The sequence below is a fragment of the Streptomyces sp. NPDC001515 genome, from assembly GCF_053597115.1.
Map to the genome: position 1 here is coordinate 791858 of NZ_JBSFHN010000001.1, position 17334 is coordinate 809191.

Genomic DNA, 17334 nt, shown 5'->3' on the forward strand with positions numbered 1-17334 from the left:
CCGCGCGGAGCTCAGGCCGCCGCGTTCCGGACGGGCCGGCGCCCGCCGCGCCGGGCGGACGCGGCCGGGTTGCGCCGGCCGCCGGGGGACGTGCCGCGCGTACGCCGCTCGGGAGCGGGCGCGGTGATCGTCACGGGGACGCCGGAGGGGGTCCGGGCCCCGGTGATCCGGCTGAGCACCGCCTCGCCGGAGCGGACGCGGGTGGTCCGGGGCACGATGCCGGCGTCCGCCATGACGCGGGTCATGTCGCGGCGCTGGGCGTCGGTGACGAGGGTGACGACCTTGCCGGACTCGCCGGCCCGCGCGGTACGGCCGCCGCGGTGCAGGTAGTCCTTGTGGTCGGTCGGCGGGTCCACGTTCACGACGAGATCCAGGTGGTCGACGTGGATGCCGCGGGCCGCGACGTTCGTCGCGACCAGGACGGTGACGTCCCCCGTCTTGAACTGGGCGAGGGTGCGAGTGCGTTGCGGCTGCGACTTTCCGCCGTGCAGGGCGGCGGCACGGACCCCGCTGGCGAGGAGGTGCTGGGCGAGGCGGTCCACGGCGTGCTTGGTGTCCAGGAACATGATCACCCGGCCCTCGCGCGCGGCGATCTCCGTCGTCAGCCGGTGCTTGTCGGCACCGTGCACGTGCAGGACGTGGTGCTCCATCGTGGTGACCGCGCCCTGGGAGGGGTCGACGGAGTGGACGACGGGGTCGGTGAGGTAGCGCCGGACCAGGAGGTCGACGTTGCGGTCCAGGGTCGCGGAGAAGAGCAGGCGCTGCCCGTCGGGGCGGACCTGGTCCAGGAGCGCGGTGACCTGGGGCATGAAGCCCATGTCCGCCATCTGGTCGGCCTCGTCCAGGACGGTGGTTGTGATTCGGTCCAGCCGGCAGTCGCCGCGTTCGATCAGGTCCTTGAGGCGGCCGGGGGTGGCCACGACGACTTCGGCACCGCCCCGCAGCGCGCTCGCCTGCCGGCCGATCGACATCCCGCCGACGACGGTGGCGAGACGCAGCCGCGCCGCGCGGGCGTAGGGGGTGAGGGCGTCGGTGACCTGCTGGGCGAGCTCCCGGGTGGGCACGAGGACCAGGGCCAGCGGCAGCCGGGGCTCGGCGCGCTGCCCGGCGGTGCGGGCCAGCAGGGCCAGACCGAAGGCGAGCGTCTTGCCGGAGCCGGTCCGGCCGCGCCCCAGGACGTCCCGGCCCGCGAGGGAGTTCGGCAGCGTCGCGCCCTGGATCGGGAACGGCGTGGTCACACCCTGCGTGGTGAGTTCGGCCAGCAGGCTCTTCGGCAGGTCGAGGCCGCTGAACGCCTCGACCGCGGGCAGTGCCGGGGTGATCGTCTTGGGAAGGGCGAACTCGCCCCCCACCGTGGCGGGCCGCCGGCCGCCCGAACCGCTCGGGCGGGAGGAACGGCTGGGGGCGGGCGAGGAGCGGCGACCGCCCCGGGCGGCACCGGTGGCGGGGTCGTAGCCGTGGCCGTCACCGCGACGGGCGCGGGGGGAACGGCTGTTCGTGCGTGTGGGGTTCATGCGAAACCTTCCTTGATACGGCACGCATCAAGGAATTCCCCAGCGAAAGAGTGGCACGGGGAATCACAGGCACGGACCGAATGGCATGCGCGCGCGGTCCACGGAGAATCCGGGCCGGCGTACGCGCAAAGAAAAAAAGGGGTGCGAGGTCGAATCCGGCGTATCGCCGGCTGCGGCTTCGAGGATGCCGCACCCCTCGGCCGTGTGTTCCCGTGGACATGGCCCACCAGGAAATGCAAGCAACTGGGGCCCGCACCCCGAAGGATGCGGGCCCCAGCTACGAAACGCGCGTCAGCGTCAGGCGGAGACGATGTTCTCGGCCGTCGGGCCCTTCTGGCCCTGAGCGATGTCGAAGGACACCTTCTGGCCTTCCTGCAGCTCGCGGAAGCCCTGGGCGGCGATGTTCGAGAAGTGGGCGAACACGTCGGGGCCGCCACCGTCCTGCTCGATGAAGCCGAAACCCTTTTCCGCGTTGAACCACTTCACGGTGCCAGTAGCCATGTCAATCTCCTTTGGGGCAGTACACCGGAATCCGCACTCTACGGACCCCGTGTCGCCGCGATGATGCCCTGCCCGGAAATGACCGGAAACCGGAAATACGAAGCGCCCCTCTGCGGCATGTGGCCGACCCGAGGCGCTTGAAATCTTTGGGTACCAAAACTGCAACTGACTTCGACAGTAGCACGCCGGGGAGGATTATGTGCGTGAAGGATTTTCCCGCCCATGTCGCGACAGAAAGCCTCCCGGTGCGGGCCATTAAATTCTGAGACCGCCGGCACAGATATACGGGGCTCTCGACGCGGGCTCCCGGCGCGGCGCCGTGCGGAAACGGGACGGCGGTCCCCGCGAATGTCAGGAGCCGCGCGGCCCGACCAGGCCGGATTCGTACGCGAGGACCACGAGCTGGGCCCGGTCGCGGGCGCCGAGTTTGGTCATCGCCCGGTTGAGGTGGGTCTTCGCGGTCATCGGACTGATCACCATGTGGCCGGCGATCTCGCCGTTGGACAGGCCCCGCGCCGCGAGGGCGACGGCTTCGCGTTCGCGGGTGGTCAGCACCTCAAGTCCCTTGCGCGGACCGATGGCGGGCGGCTGGGACACGTACCGCTCGATCAGCCTGCGGGTGATCGAGGGCGCGAGCAGGGCGTCGCCCCGCGCGGCCACGCGGACCGCGTGCAGAAGGTCGTCCGGGAGGATGTCCTTCACCAGGAAACCGGCGGCGCCGGCGCGCAGCGCGTCGAGGACGTGCTCGTCCATGCCGTAGTTGGTCAGGATGACGACGTGCACCCCGGCCAGGGCCGGGTCGGCGGCGATGCGCCGGGTCGCCTCGATGCCGTCGACGGCCGGCATCCGGATGTCGACGAGAGCGACATCGGGCAGGTGGCGCCGGGCCAGCTCCAGCCCCTCAGCGCCGTCGGCGGCCTCGGCCACCACCTCGATGTCGTTCTCGAGGTCGAGAAGGGCGCGGAAGGCGCTGCGGATGAGCGGCTGGTCGTCGACGAGCAGGACGCGGATCACAGCGGCGGCTCCACGGGGAGTTCGGCGCGGACGGTGAAGCCGCCTTCGCGGCGCGGTTCGGCGCACAGAAGGCCGCCGAGGGCGGTGACCCGTTCGCGCATGCCCAGCAGCCCGACGCCGGGCCCGGCCACCTGGCCGGGTGCGCCCGTGCCGTCGTCGTCGATGCGCAGGGCGAGGGCGTCGGGCCGGTAGTGGATCCGCACCGATGCCGTGGTGGCGGCGGCGTGCCGGACGACGTTGGTCAGCGACTCCTGGACGATCCGGTACGCGGTCCGGCCCACCGCCGCAGGGACGTCCCGCCGCCGCCCCTCGATCGTCAGCGTCGCCTCCAGACCGGTCAGGCCGGCCCGTTCCACGAGGTCCGGTACGTCGGCGAGCCCGGGGGGCGGAGCCGTGTCGTCGTCCCGGAGCGCCTCCAGCGTCGCGCGCAGCTCCCGGCTCGCCTCCCGCCCGGCCTCCTGGATCGCGAGCAGGGCCTCCGGCACCTCCTCGCCGCGTCTGCGGGCCACATGGACGGCGACTTCGGCCTGCACCTTGATGACGGAGATCTGATGAGTGAGCGAGTCGTGCAACTCCCGGGCGATGTGCAGCCGCACCTCGTCGCCGCGGCGCCGTGCGGTCTCCTTCCGGGTGCGCTCCGCCTCCTCCGCCCGTCGTTCCGCCTGCCGCACCGCCTCCCCGGCGGCGAACGCGGCGACGAGCCAGGCCAGTTCCAGCGTGCCCCGGGCCCGCACCGACACCTCGCCCACCGGCCCGTCGCGGAGCGCCAGGGCCGTGAGCTGCAGCGCCACCAGCAGGGTCACCGACCCCGCCAACGCCACGGCGCGGTACCCGGCCCGCACCGCGCCGTACACCGCCACCAGATACGCGACGCTGAGCACGTCGAACCCGGCCGCCTGGTACCCCACCGCACAGAGACCGCTCACGGCCAGGACGGCGACCGGCGCCCTCCGGCGCGCCCCCAGCGCCAGGCCGCCGGCCGCGAGGAGTACGGCGCCGAGCGGACCGGGCCCCGCCCCGGCGTGCGGCCCGGACCAGCCGTCGCGCAGCATCAGCGCCGCCACGCCCCCGGCGAGCACCCAGTCCCCGGCCCCGGCCGGCACACCGAAGCGTCGTATGCCCATGCGCGCACCCTAAGGGCCGCCCCGCGAACGGGGCGTCCGGCTCGTGGAGGAGCGGCCGGCTACCGCGCTCGCGGTACGCGCGCGTCCCCTGCCGCCCTCGCGGCAGCCGCGTACGCCGCCGACGGCAGCGCGAAGTGCCTCCCTCCGAGGGACGACCGGCGAGGGGCCCGGCGGACAGGATCGGGCGGTGCGGTGCCCAGGAGCACCACCCGTACGAGAAGAAGGAGTACCCCGTGTCCGTACACCCCGTGCCGGCCGCGCCCGCGATCGTGCGCGCTTCGGCCCGGCCGCTCGCCGCCGACGCCTACGACCTGACCACCGGCCGCCTCGTCGGAACCGCCGGCGCCCTGGTGGCGCTGGCGGCGTCGTCCTCGGCGCGCTCGTCCTCACCCGCTTCACCGCCCCGGCCCGCCGGGGCGCCCGGAGGAGAGGCGCCTTCGAGGCCCTGGCGGCGGGGCTGGCCGGAACAGCCGTCGGCGTGGTGAACCTCTCCGTCGCCGACGGCGGCCCCGGCACCGGCAACGGAGTGGTCGGCGGCGCGGCGGCGCTCGTCCTGGGCCCGCTCGCCGCGGCCCTCGCCGCCCTGGCCCTGCGCCGGTCCCACCGCGCCGGCGCCCCGTCCGCCCACCCGTCCCGCTGACCTGGGCGAGGGCGGGAACCGGAGCGGCGCCGCACCCGCTCGGGAACCGGAGCGGCGCCGCACCCGCCCACCGGGCTGAACCGGGACCGACGTCCGCGAGGGCCCGTACAACCAACCGGCCCTCCTGATCGTCTGGTTCGTCGACGCCCGGCCAACCGGAACCGGCATCGTCCGCCGAACAGGACTGAAGGACTCAATGATTTCAGCCGGACGCACGACCGCCACCGCCTTGGTTCTGGCCACGGTGGCGGGCGGAGTGCTCCACGCCGCCGCCGGCCCCGCGTCCGCGGCGGTGACCTGCGTATCTCCCGTGTTCAAGAGGCAGTTCTTCGCGAACACGACGTTCTCGGGTACGCCGAGGAAGACGGACTGCGACTCCGCGATCGACCAGAACTGGCGCACGGGGGCGCCCGTCTCCGGCATGCCGTCCGACAACTTCGGGGTGCGCTGGTCGGTGACGCGGGACTTCGGCTCCGGGGGCCCCTTCACGTTCACGGCCTCCGCCCAGGACGGGATGCGGGTCACGCTCGACGGCGTCCGCAGGATCGACATGTGGAAGAACGTCTCCACCACCGTCAAGAAGACGGTCAACGTGACGGTCCCCAAGGGCACGCACACGATCCGCGTCGACTACGTCAACTGGAAGGGGTCCGCGAACGTCAGGTTCGCCTACGCACCGCGCACCTCCGCCGCCTCCGACAGGGCCAAGCCGCTCGCCCCGGCCGGAGCGGCCGTCTCGTACGACTCCGCCACCGGCGCGGCCAGGCTCGGCTGGGCGAGGAACAAGGAGATGGACCTGGCGAACTACCGGGTCTACCGGCGGCTGAAGGGCGCCCCGTTCCCGGGCAAGCCGCTCGCGACGACCACCGCCACGGCGTACACCGACCGTGCGCTGCCCAAGACGGGCGCGGCCTACTTCTACGAGGTGCGCGCCGTCGACAAGGCCGGCAACGTCTCCGTGGGCAGTGCGGACAAGCTCGTCACCACCGTCGACCGGACGCCGCCCGCCGCGCCCTTCGTCGCCTGGGACGCCTGCCCGGCCGGACAGCCTTACGCGGCGCCGGAACTCGTCACCACGGCGAAGAACGCCGCCGACATCGTCCGGTACGAGATGCAGCGGCTCGACGCCACCACGCAGCGCTGGAGCACCGTCTATTCCGGTCCCAAGGGCGCCATCTGCGACACCGGTTACCGGGCCGACGGCAGCAAGGTCACCTACCGGGGGCGGGCCCGGGACGCCGTCGGGAACTGGTCGGCGTACTCGGCCGCCACGACGTTCACCACCCCCGACCTGACCCCGCCCGCCGCCGTCACGGGGCTCCGCGTCGCCTACCGCTCGGGCGTACCGCACCTGATCTGGTCGCCCGTCACCGGCGCCGCCTCGTACCAGGTCCTCCAGTACGACCCGGCGACCGGCGGCTACACCGACGCCCGCCCCGCGGGAAGCCCCGGCGCCCTGACCGACGTGGTGCCGCGCCAGACGGTCGCCGTCGCCGACAGCTACCGGTACGCGGTGCGCGCGCTCGATGCCGCGGGCAACGCCGCCGCGCCGGTGGAGATCACCCTGGACCTGGCCGGCCGGCCCGAGGCCGTCCCCGTGTTCAGGACCACCGCCCACCGGTTCGACGAGGGCGTGATGGTCGAGTGGAGCGGCGTCGACCCGTGGACCGTCGACGAACGGCCACTCCCCACGTACACGATCGTCCGGACCGACACCGCCACCGGTGAGGCCGGCGTCGTGGCCGGGTGCAAGCCCTTCACCTCGGTGGACCAGCCGCTGACCGGCCCGGACACGTACGGGACCTGGGCGGACGACGACGCCCCGCTGGGCGCCCGCAGGCAGGTCAACGGCAGTTGCTGGGACGTCGGGGGCGCGTCGGAGACGACGTACGAGTACCGCGTCGTGACGACCGACCGCTACGGCCACGTGTCGCAGGCGGGACCGCCCGCCACGGCGACCACCCCGGACACCGTGCGCCCCGCCCCGGTCCGGGACCTCACCGCCGAACGCGTCCCCCTCGGCGTCCGGCTGACCTGGACCCCGCCCGGCGACGCGGACGTCGCCGGCTACCGCGTATGGCAGGGCGTCACCGACGCCGGCGGCGGAGAAACGGTCTGGAAGGAGAACTGCTGGACCGGCACCTCCCTGGCCAGGACCGAGATCCTCTGCCCGACGGTCGCCGACGGTGCCACCCATGTCTACAAGGTGGCCGCCACGGACGCGCTGTCCCTGGACGACGACGAGGCGCTCGACGTCCTCCACCCCGCCGAGATCTCCGTCACCCTGCCCGACACCCGCCCACCGGGCTGGACCGGGACGGACGTCCGCGAGGGCCAGTACCCGAACCTGTACGTCGGCTGCTCCGAAAGCTCCGGACTCGGCGACTGCACCCGCTTCGCGCGCTACCGCGTGGAACGCTGGGACCCCGCCACCGCCACCTCGATCGTCCTGGCCGAGGGCCCGACGGGCGGCGCCGCGTTCTTCATGGACACCACGGTGCACGAGGACCTGCTCGGCCTGTACTACTACCGCGTCGTCCGCACGGACGCCTCCGGAACCGAGTCCGTGACCCGCTCGACGGCGTACGGCATCTGGGACTCCTGGCTCTGACCCGGTCGCCGGGCCCCTGGGGCCGGCATGCGGGGGCCGCGGGAGCGGGTAACGTCCGTCTCCCGGGGGAGCGCGTGACGGACCCCGTCGATACTCCGGGGTGCGGACACGACCGTCCCCCGCACCGCCCACCCGTGGATCACTCCACCCCATGACCGGGAGAACCCGTGACCGACAGCAAGAACATCAACAACCCCGTCGGCCAAGGCGGCGGCCAGCGCAAGCGCCTCTCGCGCGCCGAACGCCAGAACAACGGCCCTCACCGCAACCTCGACCGCCGGAGCGCCGCCGACCGCAAGGCGGAACTGGCACGCAAGATGCGCGAGAAGACCCACGGCGCCGAGGGCACGGGGCGGACGGACGACGACGCCGCCCCGGAGAGCTGACGCCGTCCCGCCGGGCCGGATCGGCCGTCGGCCGGGTGACGTCGTCGCTCCCGGGCTCCGCCCCGCCCGGGTACCGGGCCGGGGACGCGTCGTGGCCCGATGCCGAACCGCACGTCATGCGCGCGAGCTAGCCCGCCTCGCGTCCGCCCGCCCACGTGCCGGAGGGGTACGCCTGCGCGTCCTCGTCGAGCGGGAAGGTGTCGACCTCCCCGAAGTCGGGGGCCTGGAAGGGATGGGCGGTGGGACGCGGCGCTGCCGAGGCGGGGCGCGACGGCGCTTCCGCCGGTTCGGAGAACAGCGAGGTCAGGTCGATGACAGGGGTTCTCTTCCTTGAAGGTCCGTGAACGGATCGGGTGGGCCGTGACCGGGCACGGCGTACACGGCGGCGGTCCTACAGCTTGCTCATCTTGGCGTACGGACTCAGGATCCGCTGCTGCGCCGAGCCGAAATCCACGACTACCGCTATTCCGGCCTCGATGCCGGTGACCCGGCCGAGGCCGTACACGTCGTGGGTGACCTGGTCGCCCACGGCGAACTGCTTGGGCGGCAGCGTGACCGGGGCTTTGAAGGGGCTGGTGGGCAGAATGCGCTTCGGTGCACTTGGCTTTGTCATTGCTGCCAGTATGCGCCCCCGCACGTCCCCTGCGGCAGGTCCTGTCCACAGCGTGCGATGACCGAGAAGGATCTCCCCACAAGGCCCCGGCTCCGGGTCACCGTCGGAGCCCGATCCGCCCAGGACCCGCGCCGAGCCCGCGGCCCTGGCAACGGACATGCCGCCCGTGCCGGGCCCACCCCACCAGACGAGCAGCCCCCGGAACGGACACGTACCGGCTGACACCCGAGCGGGCCGGTGACACCGAGCCGCTGGACGAGGTCGATGGCGAACTCGGTGGGCGAATTCGGTGGTGAAGGCAGGATCGACCAGAAGGGTCGGGTTCGGCCAGAAGGGTCAGCAGGCGGACGCGGGCAGGTCCCGGAAGCCGCTCCACCGCCTGAGAAACGGCCGGCCGCTCGGCGCGTTCGGCGCGGGCCAGGCTGCCGCGTGCCCCGTAGACGAAGGGCGCGGCAGGCCGTGCGGCAGACCTCGCCAGGGGGTGCGCTCGGTGTGGGCCGATTCGATAGCGTGCCGGAAACCCGTCCGGTTGCCGGCGATGATCGGCCCGACGAGGTAGCCGGCGTCCTTCAGCTCCTTGAGTGCCCACATCGTTGGGTGGACTCGGCCGACGAACAGGCTCGGGACATCTCGACGAGCCCTGCCGCCTTCTCCTCCGCCTGCTGGGTCAGCAGCGCGTGGAGCCGGTGCATGGGCTCGCGGTGGTGAAGGCCCCGGTCGGAGAGTGGTGCGGGCAACAAACAAGGCCCTGGTCTCCGACCAGGGCCTTCATCAAAGAGCGGGTGACGAGAATCGAACTCGCGCTCTGAGCTTGGGAATCACCCGGCACTTCGACCCATGAATAGCCTCTGACCTGCGGCGATGTCTATCTTGGGATGCTCGCGGCCAGCTCCCGTGAAGCCCCTAATGACCGCTGCTTACCGCCCCTACTGGCACGTTGTGGCACGACCTAGGCCCGATGGGAGGGATCGGTTCACCCGTGCAGATTTCTGGGCCAGGATGACTCGGAACCGGATGGAGGCACAGTCGGACCCCAGGGTCTCGTCAGTCGGCCCGTCACGGGGTACGAGGCCCATTCGGGCTCACCATGCGTGAGAGGAGGGAGGACGCGGGCAGCGGGGGAGCCGCGGAGGGCTGCTTGTCAGCCCCCGTCGAATCCCTCTGCTCCTTTGCCAAACCGTCGATCTGGGCCAAGAGATTTATGGTCGGAGTCCATCTGGCCAGGAGATCCATCAGGTCGGGCAGAGAAGCAGCGTAGGTGGTGAGTACGGATCCGTAGGTGTTGCCCGTCAGCACGATGACGAATCGGGGCACACGCGAGTGCCTCTCGTACACGACCAAGTTCAGCGGCACGTGACGGTCGTGGGCGTAGCGGCTGTCGACCTTGTCCGCGAATCCGTCTGCGGCGAGCCAAGGATCGAATTCCGCCGCGCGGAGATCGTCATAGAAGTCGCCGGTGCCCGCGTCCGGTACGGGATCGTAAGCCAGGTCGACCCACTCACCGCAGGAGTACATCTGTTCATGTGCCCCAAGCCTGGTTCCGTTCCGGACCGGATTCTGGGTCTGCCCGAACTGAACCTGACCACCCATGATCACAGGGCCGTGGAAGGTACCGCCGCTGGCCTCGTTGTTGATTTGAGATGCCGTACTTTGCCGCCGGGGGTTGCCGGCTGCGCGGTGCTCTTCCACCACTCCACTTCCGTTCGCATCGTTCGAGACGACTATCGTGCATCAGGAGTGTCGGGGCGCGTGCGCGATTCGCCGCAAGATGTGAGGGACGCGACGGACCAGGCAGGGTGGCGGTACGCAGTCCCACACGATGCCGTCGCGGCGGGCATCGTGGTGAGCCCGATCCGTCTACTTGCGATCCGGCTTCTCAGTCCCGCGGGTCATGTGGAAGGTGAGGTTGGAGAAGTCGCGGCCTTGGATCACCGGACCGTTCTGCGTACCTCCCGAGACGCTGTTGTGCACCTCGCCACCGGCTGCCTGTGCCCTCTGCCACCACTCTTCGAGGCGGACGCGGAATTTTTCGTGTAGAGCCGCCCGTACGTGAAGGGCTGTCACAAGTGCCTGCGCCCGGTTCAGATCGGTGCTGTCTTCCTGTAGCGCGGCGAGCTCCAGTTCGCCGGAGCTGGCCCGGGGCGGCCCATTCCCAGCCGGCTCCGGAACCGTCCTGCGCTGGAACGGGCGTCGCACCAAGGCAGCCAGCCCTGCCCAAGCTTGGCGGCCGACCTCACTTCCCGCGCTCCCTGCCAGTGCTGCCGAAACAGGAAGGTCGGACGACCTATGGCCAGGGACTTTCCCGCCTCCATGCGGATCGCCGACACCGATCCGCTGTGGGTCTACGCCGTCAAACACGAGGTCGCCGAGATCTTCAAGGCCGCCTTGAAGCAGTAACGCGCCCCACAGCAACAACACGGGACACATCGCCAGACGCAACCTAGAAGCACCACCGGCGCCCTGCAATCAAGCGGGACGATGGCGGGCACCTCGGCACTGCCCCGGCTCGTAACGACGTCCTTGACGGTCCGATCCGTGTCGACCGCCCTCGACTCCGGGCTTATGCGTATCCACCGCCCATGCACCGGGCTGCACGACGAGCTACCGGGCTACGCATGGGACCCCGCAGCATCCGACCGCGACGAGGACCAGCCGATCAAGCGTGACGACCACAGCGCCGACGCGCTGCGCTACGTCGTGCACTCCAATGCGCACGAGTGACGCCACCGGCTCACCACATCCACCGATGCCGGGGAACTGGGATAGTCCGCCCCGTCCGGGCCCTCCACAAGAGCACGGAGCAGTGGACCCAGCCGAACAGGGAGATCAGCCCAAACAGAATACCCAAGGCGCCAACGAGCGCAGCGGAGGGGAACACGCGCAGATACCCCAGCGCCACGGCCAGACCCTCAACCAACAGCAACCACAAGTTCCAACGTCGCTTCCTGTGAATGACCCTGACGTAATCTTCAAACCTGCGCTGCTCTGCCGCCTCTTTGGCGGTCTCTTCATCGAGGATGCGCCGCTGACGTTCGCTCCAACGTCGTTGCGTCTCCACTGCCTCTGGGTCCACCGGCGCAGCGGGCGAAGTGAACACAACGTCGCCGTGAATAGCACCGGACTGCACGACGTGGCCCCCGACGCTCCCACTCAACTCGTTGCGTATGGACGGCTGTTCGCTCATGAGGCGGAAGATACGCGCTTGACGCACAAGATCACCATCGAAGCGGCCGATGCCAATGCCCGTGAACACACTTGGTGACCGCCCCCTTCGCCGTTCCGGAGAGCGGCGTACCGTGGCCGGCGTGGGCCCCGTACTGCCGCCAGGCTCAGGTCTGACCGAAAGGTGTCCCGAAGCTCAGCGAGCCCACGTTGCCAGCCTGAATCACTGGGCCGTGCTGCACGCCCCCGCTGATCGTGTTATGGACATCCGCGACCTGTTGATCACCCTTTGGGGGCGCCAAGTCAGCAATCATTGACCGCAGTTCGGCAGCCGCGGCCGGATTTGCCAGCAAAATGCGCCGCAATCGTGTACGCCACTCCGCCTGGACGTCCAAGGCGGTCTGTTCGTCGCTGGCCTCCATTGCCGCCGCCAGTTCTCCGCGCGAGGTCTCCAGCTCCCCCTCGATCACGTCTTCCTCACCACCACCGCGACGCGAGAAGAACGACACCATCCGGTCACGAGCTTGTGCCCAGGAGTCCACCGCCATCTGCTGAACCAATGTCGTAGCGCCTGCGGCAGCAAGTGCCACCAACTCCGCTTCCATCGAACCACCTTTGCAGCATCTGAGGCAGCCACCGTACCCCCTGACACTCGACGACCACAGCGTCGACGCCCTGTGCTACGCCGTCCATGCCACGGCACACGATTGGCGCCACCTGCTCGCCCATCAGCTATGCAGGATTGGCCTCTTGTACTTTCCTGGTTTCGTCCCAGAACCTCGGCAACCGTTCGTACAACCCCTCTCGAAAGCGCTCGTGGTTCGACCGTCCAGCCTGCTGGAGATCAAAACCTGCAGCGCGTACCAGCTCGATGAGTGGCTCGCCGGTGTGCCGGACGAGCCGACGCCGCAAACGCAGTGGTACCTCGCTGTGACCGGGTATGAGCAGGCGCACGTCGCTGCACTGCTCGGCGGGAACCGGCTGGTTGTGCACCGTGTCGACCTGCGTTCGTGGCACATCCGGCTCGACGACAACCCGAGCCTCTCCGCGGCCTACATCGATGCGCTGCGGGCCGAGTACGTCGGACTCTGGCGCCGCCGGATGATCGAGGGCACCTGGGTGATCGCCGAGGGCGCGGTCTACGACATGTTCGACGAGCAGCGGCACGTCGTCGACGAACTGCCGCCGATGCGCCGGTGCTGGGTCGCCATCGACTACGGAACCGCGAACCAGTTCTCGGCGATCCTGTACGGTCTCGGCGCCAACGACCGGCTGTACGCGGTCAACGAGTGGCGCCCCAACTCGTGAGCCGCACACCGACAGATGACCGACGCGCAGTTCAGCCGCGCCGTGAGCGCACGGCTCGACGAGCAGCAGGTCGTTCCCGAGTAGACGTTTATTGACCCGTCCGCGACGAGCTTTTCCACTCAGTTGTGGACAGACAGGCATCCCGTCGTCACCCTTGCGAACAACGAGGTGCTCAACGGCATCCGCAGCCTGTCGACCGCGCTCGGCTCGGGGCTGTTGCGCGTACATCACTCATGCCGGGGACTCCTCGACGAGCTGCCCGGTTACGCCTGGTCAGAAGAGGCCACAGCACGCGGCGAGGACAAGCCGATCAAGTGCCACGACCACTCCTGCGACGGGCTGCGGTACGTGATCCACTCGACTGCGCACGTGCGGCGCCAAGTGTCAGACGTATTGAAGGACAGCGGTTGATCAGCTGCTCAATCCGGGACTCAGCGGTAGCGTCGAAGAGCCAACCAGTGCTTCGCCAGGAATCCGAAACCGATCACCACGTCGAACCACCCAATCGACGCCCACATCACTCGCGTGCTGTCGCCCCCGGATCCGTGACCACCGACAACCAGGAACAGGCCGAAAAGGATCCATACGACAGACCCGTAGATTCCACGACGTGCCTTTTTGAGGAATCTCTGTCTTTGAAACTGAGACTGGGCGTAGCGTGCTGCACGTTCTGCATCTTCGGCGTCCAGGATTCGTTTCGTGCGTGCCGACCAGCGAGCACGTAACTCTGCCTCCTCTGGGCTCGGCGTAGCAGGCAGGATCACATTGCCGTTGATGGATCCAGCCTGGACCACGGGCCCGTTGACATGGCCGCTCACGTCGTTACTTACGTTGTTGGTGACGTCCCGTCCCTCTCCCATGTTCCAGAAGGTACGGGAGGGCGACACCACTCTCAATCGACTCATGTTGATCCATGCCTGGCTCGCTTGGTACGCGGAGAAGAGCCCGGGCGGGTTGTTGTTCGTGGGCGAGCGGGGCAAGCCTTTCCGTCGTTCGACCTTCGGCCGGGAGTGGCGCAAGGCCCGCAGCGTGGTCGGACTGCCGGCCGATGTCCGGTTCTACGATCTTCGTCACACCGGACACACCCTGACCACCCGATTGGGCGCGACGCTCAAGGACACGGTGGTGCGTGTCGGCAGTCCATGGAGAGGGCCGCGCTCATCTATCAGCACTCGGACACCGAGCGTCAACGTGAGGTCGCTTCCGGGCTCGACTCCCTGATGCAGGCCGAACGTCGGAAGGCTGCGGCCAAGGCCGATGAACAGGCATCGGGCACGGAGCGGGCACGAGACACCTAGACAGGTCTAGACAACAAACAGGCTTTTGGCTCACACTAACCCGGCTGTCGACAACCTGAAGAGGAGAGTCGAGGAAGTCGCGCCAGGTGGCCATGGCGCCGTCGACGTCGCCTTGGCGGAGGCGGACGCCGCCGAGGTCGGCGAGGACGATGGCGCGGGTGCGGCGGCGGTCGAGGCCGTGGATGTCGAGGGCGAGGTGGAGGTGTTCCTCGGCGGCGTCGAGGTCGCCGAGGCGGGAGAGGATCATGCCGGATTCGTGGGCCCAGCGGCCGGGGGAGTAGTGGGCGGCCCAGGAGTCGCCGGCTGCGGCGGTCGGCTTGCCGATGGCGGTCTCGGACAGGGCCAGGTGCTTGGTGGCCATGCGACGGTCGTCGTCCTGGGCGGCGGCGTTGGCGAGGGTGGCCTCGTAGTAGGCGACGGCCCGCGGGTTGTCGAGCTGGTGACCGTACTCCACGCAGGCTTCGCCGAGCTGGACGGCTTCGGCGCGATAGCCGAGGTCGACGCACTGCACGGCGAGGCCGCGGAGAGCCGTCGCAGAAAGCTCCGGATCACCGGCCTCCGCCGCCAGGCGGAAGGAGTGGGCGTAGTAGCGCTGGGCGAGGCCGCGCAGCTCTGGGGTGTCGCCCTCGTCCTGCGCCATCCAGCCGGCGAGGTGGACGAGCTGGGAGGTGGCGGCGAACAGGTCGCGGCCGGTGGCTTCGGTGAAGTGGCCCTCCAGCCAGGGGGCGACGTCTTGGGTGAGGTAGCGGACGGCCAGGTGGCGGGCGTGCCCGCCACCGAGTTCGGAGGCGGAGTCGCCGAGGGCCTTGACCATGTGCCGTACGGCGGCCACCTCGCCCTGGCCGACGCGGACCGCTCCGGGGTGGGCGGTCTTGGTTCGGCGGGTGATGCTGTCCATGTCGGGCAGGCCGAGTGCGGACAGCGCGTATCCGCTGGAGGCGAGGATGAACTCCCGGCGTTCCACGTCGCTCCTTCCCAGTTGCAGGACTGATGCAACGGTATCTGTGTGGGGTGCCGCAGGCGCGGGCTCCGGGAGGTTGATCGCTTCGGGATTCAGTGCCAGCACCTGGGCGATGTAGGGCCACCAGTGGCCGGGGGTTCGTTCGCCTTCTATCCACCGCCGGGCGTGCTGGCGCTGCAGGCGGCGCGGGTCACCGCATTCGGCGAGGCCGAGGGCACGCGCCAACTCCGAGGGCCCCCAGCCGCGTTCTTGGCAGGCCCGCTTGATCAGTTCCGCGACGGCCGGGTTCTTCGGCACCCCGTCACCCTCCCCACCTGGATTACGCGGGATTACGCAGGACTACATCCTGGGCCCTGTCCCGGGAGTGCGGCCCGTCGTTCACTGAACATCACTCCGCAGATCTCCGAATGGCTCGAATAGGCCCTGTTCAGGGCCTGTTGGCGCCTGCCCGGACACGTTGAGAGGAACCGACGGTGGCGATGCCCCCTGACAACGCACGGACCCGCACGATTCCGCTCTCGCGCCAGCCCAGTGCGGCACAAGGCTCCGCCGTCCGAGAGGCAGTCCGATGAGCCGTTCCCACGTACCCGACCCGCTGGAGACCGCCCTGAGCTGGGTGTGGGCCCTCGGCACGGCTGCCGGGCTCGCCATGGTCGGACTTCTGGCCCACACCGAGCACTCCTCCGCGCAGGTCCCGTTGGCGCAGCCGACGCTCAGCGCCGAGGACGTTCCGTTGGCCGACGGCCCCGTATAGGCACTCCGGCCCGTCCTTGCCTCTCGACCGGGGCGAGGTCGGAGCCCCATCGAGTTCTCGCCGCAGGGCGCTCACGGCGCCTTGCAGGCGTACCCGCTCGGCATCATTAGTGAAGGGAAGCCGATGTCCAGTTCGTACAACAGCGACACGTATCCCCTCCCCGTGTCGGTCGCGTTCAGCGGCCCCGACAACACCGGGAAGACCAAGCAGATCGGAATCCTCGCCCGGCGCATGGGCCCGGCCGCGACCTCAGCAGGCCCGCTCGACCACTACGACCCCCGCTGGACCGCCATCAAGGCCGACGGCATGGCCCGCTGGTGGTTCGAGACCGGCCCGGTCGAGGAGGTCGCCGACCTCCTCGCCACCTCCTACCTGGAACGCTCCCGGCACCCCTTCTCCGCGCCGGTGCGCCTGCTGGACCGGGGCATCCCGATGCTGGAGGCGTCCGTCGCTGCGACGGTCGCAGTCCGAGACGACCTGGACGCCGCACAGGCCGCAGACCGAGCCCGCCTCCTGCTGGCCCCGTACGAGACCGACCTGCGGGCCGCCGAGAAGAGCGAACACGCCCTCGTCCTCCTGCACTGCGAGGATCCGGAGGAAGGCGCCCGCCGGAGCCTGGCCCACGAGGTGACCGTCACCGACGTCTACTCGTCCTATCAACGCCACCTCCATGAGCAGATCAACCGCCTCGTCGACGAGGGACGCTTCCCGACGGCGATCCGGATCGGTGATCGGCCGACCGTCGCCGTCCAGGACGAGGTACGACGGCTTCTGGCACCGCTGCACCCGGAGGTACCCGGTCGTGCCCTGCCCGGAGTGCACGTCACCGCGCTGGGCGGGATGTCGGAGAGCGGCAAGAGCACGGCCGGTGAATATCTGCGCACCCAGCACGGCCACGCCCGCCTCAAGATCGGGTATCTCATCGAGAACGCCGCCAACCGGGCCGGAATTCGCGACCCGTACCGACTGGCACCGGTCGTGCAGGCCGAGTTGATCCTGGACTCGCTGGACCGCTTCTGCCAGGCCCACTACTTCCTCGACTCCGTCAGCATCGAGTCGCTGCACGACTTCGACTCAACCGCCGAACTCGCCCGGACGCTCGGGCCCCAGTTCACCATCGCGTACCTGGACGCCTCCGAGGCCACACGCACCCGGCGAGGCACCGTCGGCTCCCAGGACATCGTCGACCGCGACCTCGTCAAATGCGCACGAGGCGCGGACAAGATCGTCTCGATCGCCCATGAAGTCATCGGCAACGACGGGCCCCGCCTGGAGCTGGAGCGCCGGTTGGACCGCATCGCGCTCGATCGACGCTGGCCGGAGCACGAGCCCTCCACCATGCCGGTCAACGCGCTAGGGCGTGTCCGAAAAGTCATGGGAGCCAGAGCTGGAGGCAGGCGAGGGTGACCATGGCTTGGTAGTGGGCGGCTCGTTTGTCGTAGCGGGTG

General features: G+C 69.8%; 17 protein-coding genes and 1 pseudogene. 10 read left to right on the forward strand and 8 right to left on the reverse strand.

Annotated features, from left to right (window positions below; genetic code table 11):
* Positions 1–11: 11 nt before the first annotated feature.
* From ACWCXC_RS03595 to ACWCXC_RS03610, 4 genes are all read right to left on the reverse strand, one after another.
* Entirely contained in the window at positions 12–1514 is a 1503-nt protein-coding gene (locus tag ACWCXC_RS03595; RefSeq protein WP_450886343.1) for a DEAD/DEAH box helicase, read from the reverse strand.
* Between the two features lie 297 nt (positions 1515–1811).
* Positions 1812–2015 carry a cold-shock protein gene (locus ACWCXC_RS03600; protein WP_030323642.1) on the reverse strand — a complete coding sequence of 68 codons (204 nt, stop codon included), beginning with the start codon at positions 2013–2015 and terminating at the stop codon, positions 1812–1814.
* A gap of 351 nt (positions 2016–2366) precedes the next feature.
* The gene (locus tag ACWCXC_RS03605) at positions 2367–3029 is read right to left on the reverse strand and encodes a response regulator (RefSeq protein WP_450683029.1); all 663 of its coding nucleotides are present in this window, start codon (positions 3027–3029) and stop codon (positions 2367–2369) included.
* A complete protein-coding gene (locus ACWCXC_RS03610) occupies positions 3026–4153 on the reverse strand; it encodes a sensor histidine kinase (protein WP_450886346.1) in 1128 nt (375 codons plus the stop codon). Before ACWCXC_RS03610 ends, ACWCXC_RS03605 begins: the two co-directional genes overlap by 4 nt.
* A 187-nt stretch (positions 4154–4340) precedes the next feature.
* Here ACWCXC_RS03610 and ACWCXC_RS03615 point away from each other — a divergent pair, with 187 nt between their 5' ends.
* From ACWCXC_RS03615 to ACWCXC_RS03625, 3 genes are all read left to right on the forward strand, one after another.
* Complete coding sequence (locus ACWCXC_RS03615; RefSeq protein ID WP_450886348.1) at positions 4341–4793, forward strand: DUF6223 family protein; 453 nt, start codon at positions 4341–4343, stop codon at positions 4791–4793.
* 196 nt (positions 4794–4989) lie between these two features.
* The gene (locus ACWCXC_RS03620) at positions 4990–7404 is read left to right on the forward strand and encodes a PA14 domain-containing protein (protein ID WP_450886350.1); all 2415 of its coding nucleotides are present in this window, start codon (positions 4990–4992) and stop codon (positions 7402–7404) included.
* Positions 7405–7571: 167 nt separating this feature from the next.
* Positions 7572–7790 (forward strand): DUF6243 family protein, encoded by a 219-nt coding sequence (locus ACWCXC_RS03625; protein WP_450683033.1) that lies wholly within the window; start codon positions 7572–7574, stop codon positions 7788–7790.
* Between the two features lie 391 nt (positions 7791–8181).
* Here the strand turns inward: ACWCXC_RS03625 and ACWCXC_RS03630 are convergent, their stop codons facing one another.
* Both ACWCXC_RS03630 and ACWCXC_RS03635 read right to left on the reverse strand, forming a co-directional pair.
* Complete coding sequence (locus tag ACWCXC_RS03630) at positions 8182–8403, reverse strand: hypothetical protein (RefSeq protein WP_450683035.1); 222 nt, start codon at positions 8401–8403, stop codon at positions 8182–8184.
* A 1056-nt stretch (positions 8404–9459) separates the two neighbouring features.
* On the reverse strand, positions 9460–10095 hold the full coding sequence (locus ACWCXC_RS03635; RefSeq protein ID WP_139131394.1) for a hypothetical protein: 636 nt from the start codon (positions 10093–10095) through the stop codon (positions 9460–9462).
* An 843-nt stretch (positions 10096–10938) separates the two neighbouring features.
* Between ACWCXC_RS03635 and ACWCXC_RS03640 the strand changes: the two genes are divergently transcribed.
* Complete coding sequence (locus tag ACWCXC_RS03640) at positions 10939–11124, forward strand: hypothetical protein (protein WP_450886353.1); 186 nt, start codon at positions 10939–10941, stop codon at positions 11122–11124.
* Between the two features lie 82 nt (positions 11125–11206).
* Positions 11207–11665, forward strand: coding sequence for a hypothetical protein (locus tag ACWCXC_RS03645; protein ID WP_450886355.1), 459 nt, complete (start codon positions 11207–11209; stop codon positions 11663–11665).
* 67 nt (positions 11666–11732) lie between these two features.
* Here ACWCXC_RS03645 and ACWCXC_RS03650 read toward each other — a convergent pair whose 3' ends face one another.
* A complete protein-coding gene (locus tag ACWCXC_RS03650) occupies positions 11733–12170 on the reverse strand; it encodes a hypothetical protein (protein WP_450886357.1) in 438 nt (145 codons plus the stop codon).
* A 325-nt stretch (positions 12171–12495) separates the two neighbouring features.
* On the opposite strand from ACWCXC_RS03650, the gene ACWCXC_RS03655 reads away from it, so the two are divergent.
* Positions 12496–12873, forward strand: coding sequence for a hypothetical protein (locus tag ACWCXC_RS03655; RefSeq protein ID WP_450886359.1), 378 nt, complete (start codon positions 12496–12498; stop codon positions 12871–12873).
* A 168-nt stretch (positions 12874–13041) separates the two neighbouring features.
* Positions 13042–13284: a hypothetical protein gene (locus ACWCXC_RS03660; RefSeq protein ID WP_450886361.1), complete on the forward strand. Its 243-nt coding sequence runs from the start codon at positions 13042–13044 to the stop codon at positions 13282–13284.
* Positions 13285–13304: 20 nt separating this feature from the next.
* On the opposite strand, the gene ACWCXC_RS03665 is transcribed toward ACWCXC_RS03660, so the two are convergent.
* The gene (locus ACWCXC_RS03665) at positions 13305–13733 is read right to left on the reverse strand and encodes a hypothetical protein (protein WP_139131396.1); all 429 of its coding nucleotides are present in this window, start codon (positions 13731–13733) and stop codon (positions 13305–13307) included.
* Between the two features lie 61 nt (positions 13734–13794).
* Between ACWCXC_RS03665 and ACWCXC_RS03670 the strand changes: the two are divergent.
* The 3 genes and pseudogenes from ACWCXC_RS03670 to ACWCXC_RS03680 all read left to right on the forward strand — a co-directional run.
* Positions 13795–14171 (forward strand): annotated as a pseudogene (locus ACWCXC_RS03670) (tyrosine-type recombinase/integrase); the annotation flags it as partial.
* 1529 nt (positions 14172–15700) lie between these two features.
* Positions 15701–15886 carry a hypothetical protein gene (locus ACWCXC_RS03675; RefSeq protein WP_069171775.1) on the forward strand — a complete coding sequence of 62 codons (186 nt, stop codon included), beginning with the start codon at positions 15701–15703 and terminating at the stop codon, positions 15884–15886.
* A 123-nt stretch (positions 15887–16009) separates the two neighbouring features.
* On the forward strand, positions 16010–17293 hold the full coding sequence (locus tag ACWCXC_RS03680; RefSeq protein ID WP_450886364.1) for a hypothetical protein: 1284 nt from the start codon (positions 16010–16012) through the stop codon (positions 17291–17293).
* The last annotated feature ends 41 nt before the right edge of the window (positions 17294–17334 follow it).

Bases quoted from the DNA above. Each gene is read 5' to 3' on its own strand.
- ACWCXC_RS03595 (WP_450886343.1), bottom strand. From the start codon at position 1,514: ATGAACCCCACACGCACGAACAGCCGTTCCCCCCGCGCCCGTCGCGGT.
- ACWCXC_RS03680 (WP_450886364.1), top strand. From the start codon at position 16,010: ATGTCCAGTTCGTACAACAGCGACACGTATCCCCTCCCCGTGTCGGTC.
- ACWCXC_RS03610 (WP_450886346.1), bottom strand. From the start codon at position 4,153: ATGGGCATACGACGCTTCGGTGTGCCGGCCGGGGCCGGGGACTGGGTG.
- ACWCXC_RS03675 (WP_069171775.1), top strand. From the start codon at position 15,701: ATGAGCCGTTCCCACGTACCCGACCCGCTGGAGACCGCCCTGAGCTGG.
- ACWCXC_RS03665 (WP_139131396.1), bottom strand. From the start codon at position 13,733: ATGGGAGAGGGACGGGACGTCACCAACAACGTAAGTAACGACGTGAGC.
- ACWCXC_RS03620 (WP_450886350.1), top strand. From the start codon at position 4,990: ATGATTTCAGCCGGACGCACGACCGCCACCGCCTTGGTTCTGGCCACG.
- ACWCXC_RS03650 (WP_450886357.1), bottom strand. From the start codon at position 12,170: ATGGAAGCGGAGTTGGTGGCACTTGCTGCCGCAGGCGCTACGACATTG.
- ACWCXC_RS03630 (WP_450683035.1), bottom strand. From the start codon at position 8,403: ATGACAAAGCCAAGTGCACCGAAGCGCATTCTGCCCACCAGCCCCTTC.
- ACWCXC_RS03600 (WP_030323642.1), bottom strand. From the start codon at position 2,015: ATGGCTACTGGCACCGTGAAGTGGTTCAACGCGGAAAAGGGTTTCGGC.